We start from the raw sequence: 15,328 nt of genomic DNA, 5'->3' as shown, positions 1-15,328 counted from the left end.
GTCAAGCGGCTGCGGATATTTCCGCCCGACGCTGACGACTGCTCGGTGGGTTGCGCAGTGGGGTGTCCGGCGGATGGGGTGGCTAGGGTGTGCGGCGTGCCGACGGTGCGCAGCGACTTCTCCGGCCCGGTAGACCTGGGCGGGATGCAGGCGATGTGCTCGCGGGCCTGGTCCCCGAGCGCCCGGTTTCACCCGGGCCAGCTCGCGTGGAACCGGTACTCGCATGCTGAGGAGCCCGACCGTGTCGGGGCCGACGAGGCGATCTCCCTGTGGCGGGTGGGCGATGAAGTGGTCGGCTTCGGCTGGGCGGAGAGCCCCGACTGGCTGGAGCTCCAGGTCGACCCCGCCTACCCGGAGGTGGCCGGCGACGTCGTCGACTGGTTCGAGGACTGGAGCGATGCGCCGCGGCAGTCCGCGGTGGTCATGGAGGGTGACGGCGTCGAGCCGGTGCTCCGCGCGGCCGGCTTCCGGCCCGATCGAGACGGCTGGCATCTCACCCACCACCTCCTCGACCTGCGCGAGCTGCCACAAGTGCCGCGGGTCGCCGGCTATCGACTCCGCCCGGTCGAGCAGGGCGAGGCATCGCCTCGGGCGGCGGTGCACCGGGTCGCGTGGGCGGAGTTCGGGCCCTCGCGGGTCAGCGCCGCAGCCTATGCGCAGGTCATGCGGGCATGGCCCTACCGGCCCGACCTCGACTGGGTGGCGTGCGAACGCGAGGGACGCATGGTCGCCTCGGCCGTTGTCTGGCTCGACGAGTCGATCGGCGTCGCGCTGGTCGAGCCGGTCGGCTGCGTGCCCGCCCACCGCGGCCGGGGTCTGGCGGCAGCCGTCACGCTGGCCGCGCTGCACCGCTCGAGGGAGCTCGGGGCTCACACGGCCCAGGTGAGCCCACGCGGCGACGACGACTACCCGGGACCCAGACGCCTCTACCAGTCGCTCGGTTTCCGACCGGTCGCCCGGACGGTCACGTGGACCCGGTCGATGGACTGAGTGCGCGCGACGGCGGGCAGCGCACCCGTCAGGCGTCGACGCGCTCGAGGCGGGACGCTGCGATGGTCGCCGACCCGACGACGCGGGTGCCGTCGTAGAGGACGACCGACTGGCCGGGTGCCACTCCACGGGTCCGCTCGTCGAGGCGCACCTCCACCCGGTCCCCGTGCGCCCAGGCGGTGGCCGGGAGCTCCTCCCCATGGGCGCGGACCTGGGCACCGACCCGGATGACACCCTCTGGCGCTGGGCCGCACCAGCGCGCGTGGTCACCGGTGAGCGCGTTGATGCCGAGCAGGTCGGCGGTCCCGACGACCACCTGGTTGCGCTCCGGCCGGACCTCGACGACATAGCGTGCCTGACCGTCCGCTGCCGGGCGCGTCAACCGTAGGCCCTTGCGCTGGCCGACCGTGTAGGCGAAGGCGCCGGAGTGGCTGCCCAGGACGGACCCGTCGGCGTCGACGATGTCGCCCGGCTCCTCGCCGAGGGCCCGGCCGAGCCAGGCTCGGGTGTCGCCGTCGGGAATGAAGCAGATGTCATGGCTGTCCGGCTTGTTCGCCACGTAGAAGCCGCGCGCCGCCGCCTCCTCGCGGATCCTCGGCTTCGTCGTGTCCCCGAGTGGGAAGAACGCGTGGGCCAGCTGCTCCTCGTCGAGGACACCGAGGACGTAGCTCTGGTCCTTCGCGGCGTCGACCGCGCGGTGCAGCTCGCGACGCACGTCCCCGGCGCCGTCGCGCACCTCGACGATCCGGGCGTAGTGACCGGTCGCCACGGCGTCGAAGCCGAGTGCAACCGCCTTGTCGAGCAGTGCCGAGAACTTGATCTTCTCGTTGCAGCGCAGGCACGGGTTGGGCGTCCGGCCCCGGGCGTACTCGGAGGTGAAGTCCTCGATGACGTCTCGCTTGAAGCGCTCAGCCATGTCCCACACGTAGAACGGGATGCCGAGCACGTCGGCGACCCGTCGCGCGTCTCCCGCGTCCTCGATCGTGCAGCAGCCCCGCGCCGACTCCCGCAACGTCGCCGCGCTCTGTGAGAGGGCCAGGTGCACGCCGACAACCTCGTGGCCCGCATCGAGCATGCGAGCCGCTGCCACCGCGGAATCGACGCCTCCGCTCATCGCGGCGACGACCCTCATGCCGTCACCTGCCTCGCCCGGCGCGCGCGCTCGATCGCGGCGGGCAGCGCCTCGATGACCTCGTCGACGTCGGACTCCGTCGACGTGTGACCGAGGGAGAGGCGCAGGGCGCCCCGGGCGTCCTTCTCGCTGATCCCCATCGCCAGGAGCACATGGCTCGGCTGGGGAACGCCCGCCTGGCAGGCAGATCCGGTCGAGCACGAGACACCGGCAGCGTCGAGCAGGTAGAGCAGCGAGTCCCCGTCGCAGCCGTCGATGAGCAGGTGGGCGTTGCCAGGCAGTCGACGCTCGTGGTCCCCGGGGCGCCAGTAGCCTCCGGGCCGGATGCCCAACCCCAGGCCGGTGGCCCGCTCGATCAGCCGGTCGCGCAGGGCGGTGACGCGCGCGGTCTCCGAGTCAAGGGTCAAGGTGGTGGCGACGACGGCCGCCGCGAAGCCGCTGATCGCCGGCGTGTCGAACGTGCCCGACCGCAGCTGCCGCTCCTGGCCGCCGCCGTGCGACAGGGGCACGAGGCGAACACTCCTCCGGGCGACGAGCGCGCCGACGCCGATGGGCCCACCGAGCTTGTGCGCCGTCAGGGACAACAGGTCGGCGCCGCTCGCGGCGAAGTCGACCGGCACGTGCCCGACCGCCTGGACGGCATCGGTGTGGAACGGCACGTCGTACTCGTGCGCCGCGGCGGCGACGGCGCCGACGTCCTGGATCGTGCCGACCTCGTTGTTGGCCCACATGACCGAGACGAGAGCGACCGAACCGGGATCCTGTTCGATGGCCCGGCGCACGGCGTCCGGCTCGATGAAGCCGTCGCTCGTCGGCTCCACCCAGGTCACCTTGGCGCCGTCGTGCCGGACGAGGTGCTCGACGGAGTCGAGGACCGCATGGTGCTCGAGCGAGCTGACGACGAGGCGCGTGCGCGCGGGGTCGGCGTCCCGGCGCGACCAGTAGGTGCCCTTGACCGCCAGGTTGTCCGACTCGGTGCCGCCGGACGTGAAGACGACCTCGGACGGACGTGCGCCGATGGCCTTGGCGATCTTCTCCCTCGACTCCTCGACCACCCGACGCGCCGCACGCCCGATCCGGTGCAGCGACGACGCGTTGCCGACGACGGCCAGCTGCTCCGTCATCGCCTCCAGGGCGGCGGGCACCATGGGCGTGGTCGCCGCGTGGTCGAGGTAGGCAGTCACCCACCGATTCTAGGACCGGAACCGGCTGCCCCCGTCACACGTCCGGCGCGGTGACCCGAGCCGGGAGCCTCGACCGTCGCTCCCCCGGCCTGGCCGGTCCAGCTGGGCGCTGGCGGCCTGGACGGGCGTTGACAACGCAGCGGGAGCTGGTGTCCTGCCTATGATCGGGCGCATGAGGCACGCTCCTCGCATCCTCAGAGCGCCGGCCGGCCACCGAGTCATCGCGGCACTGGCAAGTCCGCTCGTGGGGTACTTGATCGCCCGCCTCATCCTCGAGCTCGTCACCCTGCCTGAGCTCCCGGTCTACGGGGCGTGCCTGACGGTCGCGGCCGTCCTCGGCGTCCGCGCGTGGGCCGCGCGCATCGACCTGAGCCGCAACGACGCCCTGCGTGTCTACAACACCCTTGTCTCCCAGTCGATCTCAAGAAGCAGCGTCCACCGCGTCACCGACAACGGGCGGATCGAGTGGCGTAGGGGCGGGGACCGGCCGACGCGGTCACTGTCCGAAACCCTGCGGCCACCGTGGTGGGCGTTCGGCACCGCCGCCACGACGTACGCCAGGAACCGCGAGGAGCTGCGCAGCTGGGTGCGCACGGCCGGGAGGCGACCCGACGGCCAGCCCGCGGCCTGAGCGCAACCCAGCTCAGCGGCATACGGCATGATCGTGCGCCGCAGGCGCGCAAGGGCCCCGGACCATGAGCGGTCGGGGGCCCTTGACGGCACAACCCGGGCCTCAGCCCTTGGTGGCCTTGATCGCCTCGGTCGCCTGCGGCAGCACCTGGAAGAGGTCACCGACGACCCCGAAGTCGACGAGCTCGAAGATCGGCGCCTCGTTGTCCTTGTTGACGGCGATGATCGTCTTGGACGTCTGCATGCCGGCGCGGTGCTGGATCGCACCGGAGATGCCCGCGGCGACATAGAGCTGCGGGCTGACCTGCTTGCCCGTCTGGCCCACCTGCGAGGTGTGCGGATACCACCCCGCGTCGACCGCCGCGCGGGACGCGCCCACCGCGGCGCCGAGCGAGTCGGCGAACGCCTCGACGGGCGAGAAGTCGCCGCCGGTGCCGCGGCCGCCGGAGACGACGATCGCCGCCTCGGTCAGCTCCGGACGGCCAGTGGCCTGCTTCTCCTTGGACTCGGTGATCCGGGCACTCTTGGCCACGTCGGACGGCGTGAAGTCGACGACCTCGTCAGCAGCCGCCGCCGGAGCCTCCTCGGGCGCAGCGGAGTTCGGCTTGACGGCCACGATGGGCGTGCCCTTGGTCACCGTCGCCGCGACCGTGTAGGAGCCGGCGAAGACCGACTGGGTGGTGGCGACGCCGCCACCCTCACCAGCCTGCACGTCGACCGCGTCGGTGATCAGGCCCGACCCGGTCTTGACCGCCAGACGCGCCGCGATCTCCTTGCCCTCGGTGTTGGCCGGGACGAGCACGGCCGCGGGCGACGCGGAGCCGACGAGCTGCGCGAGGACCTCGGCCTGGGGCACGACGAGGTGCTCGAGCACCTCCGGGGACTCGACCCGGTAGACCTTGGCAGCGCCGTACTTCGCCAGCGTCTCCTTGGCGGCGTCGAAGCCGGAGCCGATGAAGACCGCTGACGGCTCGCCGAGGCGGCGGGCGATCGTCAGCAGCTCGGACGTGGTCTTGCGGACCTTGCCGTCGACGTGGTCGACGAGCACGAGAACTTCAGCCATTGCGATGTCTCTCCTTCTAACGGCTGCTGCGATCAGATGAACTTGCGCTCGGCGAGGAAGGCCGCGAGCTTCTGGCCGCCGTCACCCTCGTCGGTGACGATGGTGCCCTGCGTGCGCGGCGGGCGAGCGGCGAAGGACGCCACCTTCGTCCACGCGGCGTCGAGACCGACCTGCGACGCGTCGACGCCGAGGTCGGCGATTCCCCACGTCTCGACCGGCTTCTTCTTCGCGGCCATGATCCCCTTGAACGAGGGGTAGCGCGGCTCGTTGATCTGATCGGTGACGGACACGAGGGCGGGGAGGCTCGCCTCGATCGTCTGGGTCGAGACGTCGCCATCGCGGCGGATCGTGGCCTTGCCGCCGTCCACCGTCAGCTCCGACGCGTAGGTCACGGCCGGCAGGCCGAGCCGCTCGGCGAGCATCGTGGGGACAACCCCCATCGTGCCGTCGGTCGACGCCATGCCGGTGATGACGAGGTCCGGCTGACCGTCGGCGGACAGCTTCTTGATCGCCTCGGCGAGCACGAGGGACGTTGCCGGCGCGTCGGAGCCGTGGATGGCGTCGTCCTTGATGTGCACGCCCTTGTCGGCGCCCATCTGGAGGGCCTTCTTGATGGCATCGGCTGCCTGGTCGGGTCCGACCGTGACGACGGTAACCTCGCCCTCGCTGGCCTCGACGAGCTTCAGTGCTGCCTCGACGGCGTACTCGTCGAGCTCGGACAGCAGGCCGTCGACGTTCTCGCGGTCGGTCGTGTTGTCGGTTGCGTTGAACGTGCGGTCCGCCTGGGCGTCCGGCACGTACTTGACACAGACGACGATGTTCATGGGTGATCGTCCTCTTCCGTAGCTGGTGATGCGGGGTTCCCTGAGACCGGAGGTCCACCCCGGCACTGCCGTCCATCTTGTCACTGAGCGCTCGCATACCCAGCACCACCGCGGGGTGACGCTCACCACCCGTGGGCTGGCTCACGTCAACGACCATGAAGTATGCCGCTGAGCTCGCTGTGCGCCCATCGCCTCCTCCCAGCCCTGCCGCCCTCCACGACTTGGGCCAAGAGAACCTGGTCTCTGCCGGTGATCGAGTGAACAAGATCAGTGGACCCGGCCCAGCGGCATACCCCCAAAGCTGTCCACTCGATCGAGGGGTCAGGCGGTCAGGCGTCGGGGTCTGCCGCCTCGATGACGTGGAAGGCCGGTTCCTCGTAGGGGTGGGCGGCTCTGAGGGCTGCGACCACCTGCTGCCGCAGCGGTTTCGGGAACGTGACCTCTACCCGGTGCTCCGGCAGTCGCTCGAGGTTGCCCACCGCGCCGATGGCGGGGTTGGCGTCTGCCCCGGGCCGGAACTGACCGGTGCCCTCGACGAACCAGGCGCACTCGCTGTAGTCACCGATCGCCCCGGCACCCGCCGCGAACACCGCCGCGAGGACATCCTTGGTCGAGTCGACCGGCGAGTAGAAGACGAGGACGTCCATGCCCGTCACGTGCCGGTCACTTGCCTTCGAACTGCGCCTTGCCCGGTCCCTGCTCGACGAACGAGGCCATGCCGATCTCGCGGTCCCGCGTCGCGAAGAGCCCGGCGAAGAGCATCCGCTCGATCTCCAGACCGGTCTCGAGGTCGACCTCGAGGCCTCGGTCGACGGCCTCCTTGGCCGCGCGGATGGCGTAGCCGGCCCCCTTGACGAACTGCGCGGCCCATTTCCGCGAAGCCGCGTAGACCTCGGCGGCGGGGACGACCTTGTCCGCGAGACCGATCGCGAGCGACTCCTGGGCGTCGAGGAACCGGCCGCTGAAGATGATGTCCTTGGCCCTGGCCGGACCGACCAGGCGCGCCAGCCGCTGCGTGCCCCCGGCACCGGGGATGATGCCGAGCAGGATCTCCGGCTGGCCGAGCTTCGCGTCATCAGCGACCACGCGGAAGTCACACGCGAGCGCGAGCTCACACCCGCCCCCGAGCGCATACCCGGTGATGGCGGCGATGACCGGCTTGGGGATGCGGGCGACGGCGGTGATGGACGTCTGGAGCGGCCCGGAGCGGTCGACCATGTCCGTGTAGGACATCGTCTGCATCTCCTTGATGTCCGCCCCGGCAGCGAAGACCCTCTCCCCGCCCCACACGATGACCGCCTTCACGTCCGCCCGGTCGGTCGCCTCGAGAGCCGCAGCCCGGATCTCCTCCTGGACCTGCACGTTGAGGGCGTTCATCTTGGGCCGGTCGAGCCGGATCGTGCCGATGCCGTCCTCGACCTCGAGGCGGACGAACTCTCCCATCACTGGCCGCCCTGCGTCGCGCCATCGGCCCCGGGCTGGGCCTGGTCATCGCTCGGCAGCCAGGACTGGAAGAAGAACTGGACCGCCTGGAGGATGTGGTTGATCGACAGCGGCGTGAGCAGCTTGAGGTCGGCCCAGTCCGGGACGACGTGCTCGGCGGAGACGACGAGGCTCTCCTGGACGAGGCACATCTTGACGATGTTGAGCTGCAGCGTCATGTCGTTGCAGCGGGCCAGGCGCTCGTTGCGGTCCGGCGAGACCGGCTCCTGCAGCTGCCACTGGCCGAAGAACCGGACCAGCGGGATCTCACCCTCCGCGACCCTGGCGAAGAGAGTCTGCTCGTTGACGACGAACTCGAGGTCGCCGTCGTTGTCGACCTTGGCTTCCAGACCCAGGTCCGCGAGCACCGCGAGGATGCGATCGCGCACCGGGGCATCGTTCTTCGCGGCGCCGTTCGGAGGGCCGCCAGGCACGTGCGGCTGGAAGTTGGGCAGGGAGGTCGGATCGGTCATGGCCCCACCGTAACGAGCGAGACAGGTCCCAGTCACATGGACGTGTCACCCGGACAGCCCGTCCCATCCTCGAGGGTGCTCCGCCCTGCCGGCTCGGTCCCGGCGTCCTCGCCCTCCCGCTCTAGGCTGAGCCCCGTGCCGCCTCCTCCAGGATCTCCCGATGTCCCGCCGGAGCACGGCGTTCACCTCACCACTGGGGGCGCGGTCTTCTCGGTCTACGCATTGAATGCCACCTCGGTCGAGGTCTGCCTCTTCGACCGGGACACCAAGGGCCGCGAGTCCGAGCGGCGGGTCCCGTTGCAGCACCGAGCTCACGGCACATGGTTCGGCAGCGTGCCCGGCGTCCGCGCAGGCCAGCGCTATGCCTTCCGCGCCGCCGGCCCCTGGGAGCCGGGGCGTGCCCAGCGCTACAACCCCAACAAGCTCCTCCTCGACCCGTACGCCCGCGCGCTCGAGGGAGAGGTCACGCTGGACGCCTCACTCTTCGCCCACCACGTCGGAGCCGACCACGCAGGCGACCTGACGGTGCCGGACCCGCGGGACTCAGCGGCATACCTTCCGCGTTCTGTCGTCGTGGACGACACGTTCGACTGGGGGTCGGATCGGCCGCTTCGGCGGTCACTGACTGAGTCGGTCATCTACGAGGTCCACGTGAAGAACGCGACTGCACTCCATCCGGACATTCCGAGGCACCTCCGCGGCACGTACGCCGGTCTGGCGCATCCGGCGTTCGTGTCCCACCTCCAGAGCCTGGGCGTCACCGCTGTCGAGCTGCTGCCGATCCACGCCTTCACGCACGAGCCGGAGCTCGTCGCTCGGGGGCTGACCAACCACTGGGGCTACAACACCCTCGGCTTCTTCGCGCCGCACGCCGGCTATGCCGCAGCCGACGACCCGCAGGGGGTCGTCGACGAGTTCAAGGGCATGGTGAAGCTGCTCCATGCGGCAGGCATCGAGGTCATCCTCGACGTCGTCTACAACCACACGGCCGAGCAGACCCAGGACCGGATGACCCTGTCCTGGCGAGGGCTCGATGCCCGCGCCTACTACCGGCTCGATGCTCGAGGGCAGGACATCGACGTCACCGGGTGCGGCAACACCCTCGACCTGTCCCACCCCGTCGTCGCCGGGATGGTGCTCGACTCGCTGCGCTACTGGGTGCAGGAGTGCCACGTCGACGGGTTCCGCTTCGACCTCGCGGTGGCGCTCGCGCGGGACCGGGAGGAGGCGTATGACCCGACGCACCCGTTCCTCGTCGCACTGCGGACCGACCCGGTCCTGTCGCGGGTCAAGCTGATTGCCGAGCCCTGGGACCTCGGGATGCACGGCTGGCGCACCGGACAGTTCCCGCCACCGCTGTCGGAGTGGAACGACCGCTTCCGGGACAGTGTGCGGACGTTCTGGCTTCGCGATCTGGCGGCGTCCACCGCTGGCGAGGCCGGCCACGGCGTGCGCGACCTCGCCACCCGGCTTGCCGGCTCCCAGGACCTCTTCGGCGGTCTCGACCGTGGGACCATCGCGTCGGTCAACTTCGTCACCTCCCATGACGGCTTCACCCTGGCCGACCTGACGTCCTACAACGACAAGCACAACGAGGGGAACGGTCAGGGCGGGCTGGACGGCTCCGACGACAACCGGTCGTGGAACCACGGCGTCGAGGGGCCGACCGACAACGCGTCGATCAACGCTGCGCGACGGCGCTCGATGCGCAACCTCATGGGCACCCTGCTGCTGTCGACGGGCGTGCCCATGATCAACGGAGGCGACGAGTTCGGCCGGAGCCAGCTGGGCAACAACAACCCGTACTGCCAGGACAACGAGATCTCTTGGTACTCATGGGAGCTCGAGGAGTGGCAGCAGAACCTTCTCGACACCGTCCGGCACCTCGTCGCGCTGCGACGGGACCACCCGGTCCTGCGACAACGGCAGTTCTTCTCCGGCCGCCAGGTTCATGCCGACGGTTCGACCGACCTCGCGTGGTACGGCGGCGACGGCAAGGAGATGGGTCGACGGTGGGACGGCCTCGCCGTCGACGCTCTCCAGGCCTTGTTCAACGGTGCCTGGCAGGGTCACCGCTCGGTCCTGCTCCAGGTCAACGGAAGTGCCTGGGCAGCGGAGGTCACGCTGCCGAGCGCACCCGGCTCAGCGGCATACGACCTGTTGTGGGACAGCGCGCAGGAACGCCCGGCCGCCCGGGGGCCCAGCGTTCCGGCGGGTACCGACGTGACGATGTCACCGTCGTCGATGCGCCTGTGGAGCGCGCACGACCCCACCTGAGAAGCTCGAGCGGGCTCAGGCGTTGCGAGCCAGGCCCAGCTCGGCGGCCGACGCGAGCGAGGGGTGCTGCGGCACGACGCGGATGTTGTACCCGAACGACCCGGTGCGCGTCAGGCTCCGCTCCCCGGCGAACTGGTAGGTCCCGTTGTCGTAGCCCTCGACGAGCTGCAGCGGCGCCGCGAGGGTCTCACGCAGCTCGTCCGCGTCGGAGACCCGCCCGTGCACGAGCTGGACCTCGACGTCGTCGGGCGACAGGCCGCCCAGGTCCACGTAGGCGCTGACGTGCAGCGCGTCGCCGATCTGCGGGGAGTCCGACAACCCGGACGGCTCGACATGGTCGACGCGGACGCTCGGCCAGGCAGCGCGGACCCGGGCCTTGTAGGCGGCGAGCTCACGAGCCCCCTCGAAGTCGGGACCGTTCAGCGCGCGTCCCGCGGCTGCCGCCGGGCTGTAGAGCTGCTCGGTGTAGTCCTGCACCATGCGGCTCGCGAGAACCTTCGGCCCGAGGGTGGAGAGCGTGTGCGTGATCATCGAGATCCACGTGTGGGGCAGCCCCGCCTCGTCGCGGTCGTAGAAGCTCGCGGCAACGTTGTGCTCGATGAGCTCGTAGAGACCAGCGGCCTCGAGATCGTCACGCCGGTCCGGGTCCGCGACGCCGTCTGCCGTGGGGATGGCCCACCCGTTGTGCCCGTCGAACCACTCGTCCCACCAGCCGTCGAGGATGGACAGGTTCAGCCCGCCGTTGAGGGCGGCCTTCATGCCCGAGGTGCCGCAGGCCTCGAAGGGGCGGAGCGGGTTGTTGAGCCAGACGTCGCAGCCGGGGTAGAGGTGCTGGGCCATGGCGATGTCGTAGTTGGGCAGGAAGACGATCCGGTGGCGGATCTCCGGGTCGTCTGCGAACTGCACCATCTCTCGGATGAGCCGCTTGCCCGTCTCGTCCGCCGGGTGCGACTTGCCGGCAATGACGAGCTGGATCGGACGCTCGGGGTGCAGCAGGAGGCGCCTGAGCCGTTCCTTGTCGCTGAGCATCAGGGTGAGCCGCTTGTAGGTCGGCACGCGGCGGGCGAAGCCGATCGTCAGCACGTCGGGGTCCAGCACGTCGTCGACCCAGCCGAGCTCGGCGGGCGCGGCTCCGCGCTTGAGCCACGACGATCGGACCCGCTGCCGGACGTCCTGCACCAGGGCGCTGCGCATGTCGCGCTTGACCTGCCAGATGGCCTCGGCCGGCACGCTCGCGACCCGCTCCCAGGCGTTCTCACCAGCGACATCAGCCGTGCCGAGGTGGGCGCGCGCCGCGTCATAGACCTTGCGGTCGACCCACGTCGGCGCGTGAACGCCGTTGGTGATGCTGGTGATCGGCACCTCGTCCTCGTCGAAGCCCGGCCACAGGCCCTCGAACATCTCCCGGCTCACATGGCCGTGCAGCTGCGAGACGCCGTTGGCCCGCTGGGCGAGGCGCAGCCCCATGACCGCCATGTTGAAGATGCCCGGCTGGCCGCCCTCGTAGTCCTCCGCGCCGAGCGCGAGCAGTCGGTCGACCGGCACGCCCGGCACGGCGTTGGCGCCGCCGAAGAAGAGCGCGATCTTGTGGGCGTCGAAGCGGTCAATGCCTGCGGGGACCGGCGTGTGCGTTGTGAAGACGGTCGCGGACCGGACCGCCTCGAGCGCCTCGTCGAACGTCAGCCCATGGTCGCGGACGAGCTCGGCGATCCGCTCCACGCCGAGGAAGCCGGCGTGGCCCTCGTTGGTGTGGTAGACCTCGGGTGCCGGCGCGCCGGTGAGGCGGGACCAGATGCGCAGCGCGCGGACGCCGCCGACGCCGAGGAGCAGCTCCTGCTCCAGACGGGTGTCCCCGCCGCCGCCGTACAGGGACTCCGTCACCCTGCGCGTCTGCTCGTCGTTGCCGGGTACGTCGGAGTCGAGCAGCAGGAGCGGCACCCGACCGACCTGCGCGCGCCAGATGTGTGCGTGCAGGACGCGCTCGGAGGGCAGGTTGATGGAGACGACCGCAGGGCTGCCGTCGGCCTCCCGGACGAGGGAGAGCGGCAGCCCGTCGGGATCGAGCACGGGGTAGGACTCGAGCTGCCAACCGTCCGCGGACAGGGACTGCTTGAAGTAGCCGGTCTTGTAGAACAGGCCGACGCCGACGATCGGCACCCCGAGGTCGGACGCGGTCTTGAGGTGGTCGCCAGCGAGGATGCCGAGACCACCGGAGTACTGCGGGAGGACGGCCGTGATGCCGAACTCCGGGCTGAAGTAGGCGATTGCCTTCGGAGCAGCGCGGCCGGCAGCCTCCTGCTCCCGGCTCCAGGCCTGGTACCAGTGCTCCTGCGTCAGGTACGCGTGCAGGTCCTCGTTCGCCGCGACCACGCGCCCGACGAACTCGTCGTCCGCCGCGAGGGCATCCAGTTCATCCGCCGACAGACGGGAGAGGAGTCGGACCGGATCCTCCTTGGTGTCGGCCCACTCCTTCGGGTCGATGCTGGCGAACAGGTCCCTTGTCTCGGGGTGCCAGGACCAGCGCAGGTTGCTGGCGAGGAGGCCGAGGCCCTCGATGCGGCTCGGCAGGACGGTGCGGACACTGAAGCGACGGATTGCCTTCACGAGGCGACAGCATACGGGTGGTCGCGGCAAGATCTTGCAATCGTTTCAGCGTCCTTTCACAGACCTCACGCCGTATGCCGCTGCGCTCGCTCGCGCCCGGAATGCCCGGTCACGCGCCCGAAGGGCAGGCCCCCTCGCCTCCCCCTTCGTCGAGTGTGCAGTTCGCGCCCGGCGCGGAGTGCACACTCGACCAAATGGGGGGAGCGCGAAGTGCACACTCGACGAGGTGCCAGCCCAGCGGCATACGCACCTCTGGACTATCCCTCAGGTCGACTGTGCAGTTTGCGCCCGCGGCCAGCGCCGCGACCGCCTCCCCCTTCGTCGAGTGTGCAGTTCGCGCCCGGCGCGGACTGCACACTCGACCAGGTGGGGGGCGGCGCGAAGTGCACACTCGACGAGAGGGGGGCGGCGCGGACTGAGCACTCGACGAGGCGCGAGGGGGTGAGAACCGACGCACATTCGATACGGTCGATCCCGTGACTGGCTCCTCACCGACATCCCGTCCGAACCAGCCCGCCAAACCGCCCCTCAGTGGCACCGATGCGACTGCCCAGCCCTCGGCGACACCGGTCGCCGAGGTCGGCCTGACCGACGACACGGAGGCCGGAGCCACCCATCTGGCCCCCGCAAGTCCGGCCAGCACGGCACCGACCATCCAGGGGATGCCGGGCGGGGCCAGCCCGATCGGACGTATCCCGGTCATGGACGTCCGACCGGTCGTCGACTGCGGCCAGCGCCCGGCCAAGTCGGTCGTCGGGGAGGACTTCGTCATCCGGGCCAAGGTCTTCCGCGAAGGGCACGACGCAGTCAATGCGCAGGCCGTGCTCACGGACCCGGAGGGCGAGGACCACTACTTCGCCATGCACTGCGACAACGTCGGCCTGTCGGAGTGGAGCGCGACGGTGCGCGCCGACCGGACGGGGTGGTGGACGTACCGCGTGGAGGGGTGGTCCGACCCCTACGCCACGTGGGTCCACGATGCCCAGATCAAGATCGGCGCGGGCGTCGACGAGGAGCTCATGTGCGCCGAGGGAGTGCGGGTCCTCGAGCGGTTCGCCGAGTCGGTCCGTGGGATGGGCGTCGACGCGAGCGAGATCGACAAGGGCATCGCGGCACTGACGAACCGGGACCGGCCTGCGGCACACCGCTTCGGGGCAGCCACGTCCCCCGAGATCATGGGGCTGGCCTCGTGGATGCCGCTGCGCGAGTTCGTCTCGCCCTCGCCCCGGTACTCCCTCCTCGTCGAGCGAGAGCGCGCCCTCTACGGCGCGTGGTACGAGATCTTCCCGCGCTCGGAAGGCGCGCACCGGGACCCCAAGACGGGTGAGTGGACGTCGGGGACCTTGCGGAGCGCGGCGAAGCGACTCCCTGCCATTGCCGACCTAGGCTTCGACGTCGTCTACCTGACGCCGATCCACCCGATCGGCACGACCGCGCGCAAGGGGCGGAACAACACGCTGTCCCCCGACCCCAGCGACCCCGGGTCGCCCTATGCGATCGGGTCACCAGACGGCGGGCACGACGGCATCCACCCGGACCTCGGCACCTTCGAGGACTTCGACTTCTTCGTCGCGGAGGCGGGTCGCCATGGGCTCGAGGTCGCGCTCGACCTCGCCCTGCAGGCCTCGCCCGACCACCCGTGGGTGCAGACGCACCCGGAGCTGTTCACGACCCGGGCGGACGGCACGATCGCCTACGCGGAGAACCCGCCGAAGAAGTACCAGGACATCTACCCGCTCAACTTCGACAACGACCCTGCGAGCGCCTACGCCGAGGTGCGCAGGGTCATCCAGGTCTGGCTCGACCACGGCATCCGTATCTTCCGTGTGGACAATCCGCATACGAAGCCGGTCCCCTTCTGGCAGTGGCTCATCGCCGATGTGGCCAAGGACCACCCGGAGACGATCTGGCTCTCCGAGGCGTTCACCAAACCCGCGATGATGCACACCCTCGCCAAGGCCGGGTTCCAGCAGAGCTACACCTACTTCGCGTGGCGCAACGAGGCGTGGGAGCTCGAGGAGTACGGCCGCGAGCTGTCCGGCGACGCTGCTGCCTACATGCGCCCCTCCTTCTGGCCGACGACGCACGACATCCTCACGCCGTACATGCAGTACGGAGGCCCGACCGCGTGGAAGCTACGGGCCGCGCTCGCGGCGACGATGGTCCCCACGTACGGCATCTACTCGGGCTACGAGCTCATGGAGCACGTCGCCCGGCCGGGCGCCGAGGAGCAGCTCGACAACGAGAAGTACGAGTTCAAGGACCGGCAGTGGTACCTGTACGAGCCGGGTGGTCCGCTCGAGAACCGGTCGCTGGCGTGGTACCTCAAGCGGCTCAACGAGATTCGCGCGTGGCACCCGGCGTTGCGTTGGCTGCGCAACCTCCACTTCCATCGCGCCGACGACGACAGCTTCCTCGTCTACTCCAAGTCCAGGATGGTGGACGGGCACCGCGACACAGTGATCGTCGTCGCGAACCTGGACCCGCACGGGACCCGGGAGACGTGGGTGCACCTCGACATGGAGGCACTGGGGATGGCGACCTGGTCGACGTTCGACGCCCACGACCACGTCCTCAACCAGACCTGGACCTGGCAACAGGACAACTACGTGCGACTCGGACCTGACTCGGAGCCCGTTCACATCATCAGCGTGAGGAGCCACTGAATC

12 protein-coding genes are annotated in these 15,328 nt (G+C 70.1%); 4 read left to right on the top strand and 8 right to left on the bottom strand.

From position 1 onward, the window contains the following. Nucleotides 1–96: 96 nt before the first annotated feature. Complete coding sequence (locus ABF401_RS16315) at nt 97–990, top strand: GNAT family N-acetyltransferase (protein WP_353510628.1); 894 nt, start codon at nt 97–99, stop codon at nt 988–990. 28 nt (nt 991–1,018) lie between these two features. Here ABF401_RS16315 and mnmA read toward each other — a convergent pair whose 3' ends face one another. Together mnmA and ABF401_RS16305 are read right to left on the bottom strand one after the other, a co-directional pair. After that, nucleotides 1,019–2,122 (bottom strand): tRNA 2-thiouridine(34) synthase MnmA, encoded by a 1,104-nt coding sequence (gene mnmA / locus ABF401_RS16310; protein ID WP_353510627.1) that lies wholly within the window; start codon nt 2,120–2,122, stop codon nt 1,019–1,021. Next, nucleotides 2,119–3,306 (bottom strand): cysteine desulfurase family protein, encoded by a 1,188-nt coding sequence (locus tag ABF401_RS16305; protein WP_353510626.1) that lies wholly within the window; start codon nt 3,304–3,306, stop codon nt 2,119–2,121. Before ABF401_RS16305 ends, mnmA begins: the two co-directional genes overlap by 4 nt. Before the next feature lie 172 nt (nt 3,307–3,478). Here ABF401_RS16305 and ABF401_RS16300 point away from each other — a divergent pair, with 172 nt between their 5' ends. Next, complete coding sequence (locus tag ABF401_RS16300) at nt 3,479–3,937, top strand: hypothetical protein (protein WP_353510625.1); 459 nt, start codon at nt 3,479–3,481, stop codon at nt 3,935–3,937. Nucleotides 3,938–4,039: 102 nt separating this feature from the next. On the opposite strand, the gene ABF401_RS16295 is transcribed toward ABF401_RS16300, so the two are convergent. The 5 genes from ABF401_RS16295 to ABF401_RS16275 form a co-directional block, all read right to left on the bottom strand. Beyond that, on the bottom strand, nt 4,040–4,999 hold the full coding sequence (locus tag ABF401_RS16295; protein WP_353510624.1) for an electron transfer flavoprotein subunit alpha/FixB family protein: 960 nt from the start codon (nt 4,997–4,999) through the stop codon (nt 4,040–4,042). A 32-nt stretch (nt 5,000–5,031) separates the two neighbouring features. After that, nucleotides 5,032–5,823: an electron transfer flavoprotein subunit beta/FixA family protein gene (locus ABF401_RS16290; protein WP_353510623.1), complete on the bottom strand. Its 792-nt coding sequence runs from the start codon at nt 5,821–5,823 to the stop codon at nt 5,032–5,034. 329 nt (nt 5,824–6,152) lie between these two features. Beyond that, nucleotides 6,153–6,470 carry a YqfO family protein gene (locus ABF401_RS16285; RefSeq protein WP_353510655.1) on the bottom strand — a complete coding sequence of 106 codons (318 nt, stop codon included), beginning with the start codon at nt 6,468–6,470 and terminating at the stop codon, nt 6,153–6,155. Nucleotides 6,471–6,486: 16 nt separating this feature from the next. Further along, nucleotides 6,487–7,266, bottom strand: coding sequence for an enoyl-CoA hydratase/isomerase family protein (locus ABF401_RS16280; RefSeq protein ID WP_353510622.1), 780 nt, complete (start codon nt 7,264–7,266; stop codon nt 6,487–6,489). Continuing rightward, nucleotides 7,266–7,778: a T3SS (YopN, CesT) and YbjN peptide-binding chaperone 1 gene (locus ABF401_RS16275; RefSeq protein WP_353510621.1), complete on the bottom strand. Its 513-nt coding sequence runs from the start codon at nt 7,776–7,778 to the stop codon at nt 7,266–7,268. Before ABF401_RS16275 ends, ABF401_RS16280 begins: the two co-directional genes overlap by 1 nt. Nucleotides 7,779–7,814: 36 nt before the next feature. On the opposite strand from ABF401_RS16275, the gene glgX reads away from it, so the two are divergent. After that, nucleotides 7,815–10,055 carry a glycogen debranching protein GlgX gene (gene glgX, locus ABF401_RS16270; protein WP_502908269.1) on the top strand — a complete coding sequence of 747 codons (2,241 nt, stop codon included), beginning with the start codon at nt 7,815–7,817 and terminating at the stop codon, nt 10,053–10,055. A gap of 15 nt (nt 10,056–10,070) precedes the next feature. Here the strand turns inward: glgX and glgP are convergent, their stop codons facing one another. Next, entirely contained in the window at nt 10,071–12,659 is a 2,589-nt protein-coding gene (gene glgP / locus ABF401_RS16265) for an alpha-glucan family phosphorylase (RefSeq protein WP_353510619.1), read from the bottom strand. 476 nt (nt 12,660–13,135) lie between these two features. Here glgP and ABF401_RS16260 point away from each other — a divergent pair, with 476 nt between their 5' ends. Next, nucleotides 13,136–15,325 (top strand): alpha-1,4-glucan--maltose-1-phosphate maltosyltransferase, encoded by a 2,190-nt coding sequence (locus ABF401_RS16260; protein ID WP_353510618.1) that lies wholly within the window; start codon nt 13,136–13,138, stop codon nt 15,323–15,325. Nucleotides 15,326–15,328 lie beyond the last annotated feature (3 nt).

It is taken from the genome of Intrasporangium sp. (genome assembly GCF_040414665.1).
Taxonomy (GTDB): domain Bacteria; phylum Actinomycetota; class Actinomycetes; order Actinomycetales; family Dermatophilaceae; genus Intrasporangium.
Note: the sequence above shows the minus strand (reverse complement) of the source record. Positions and strands in the feature narration are given on the sequence as shown.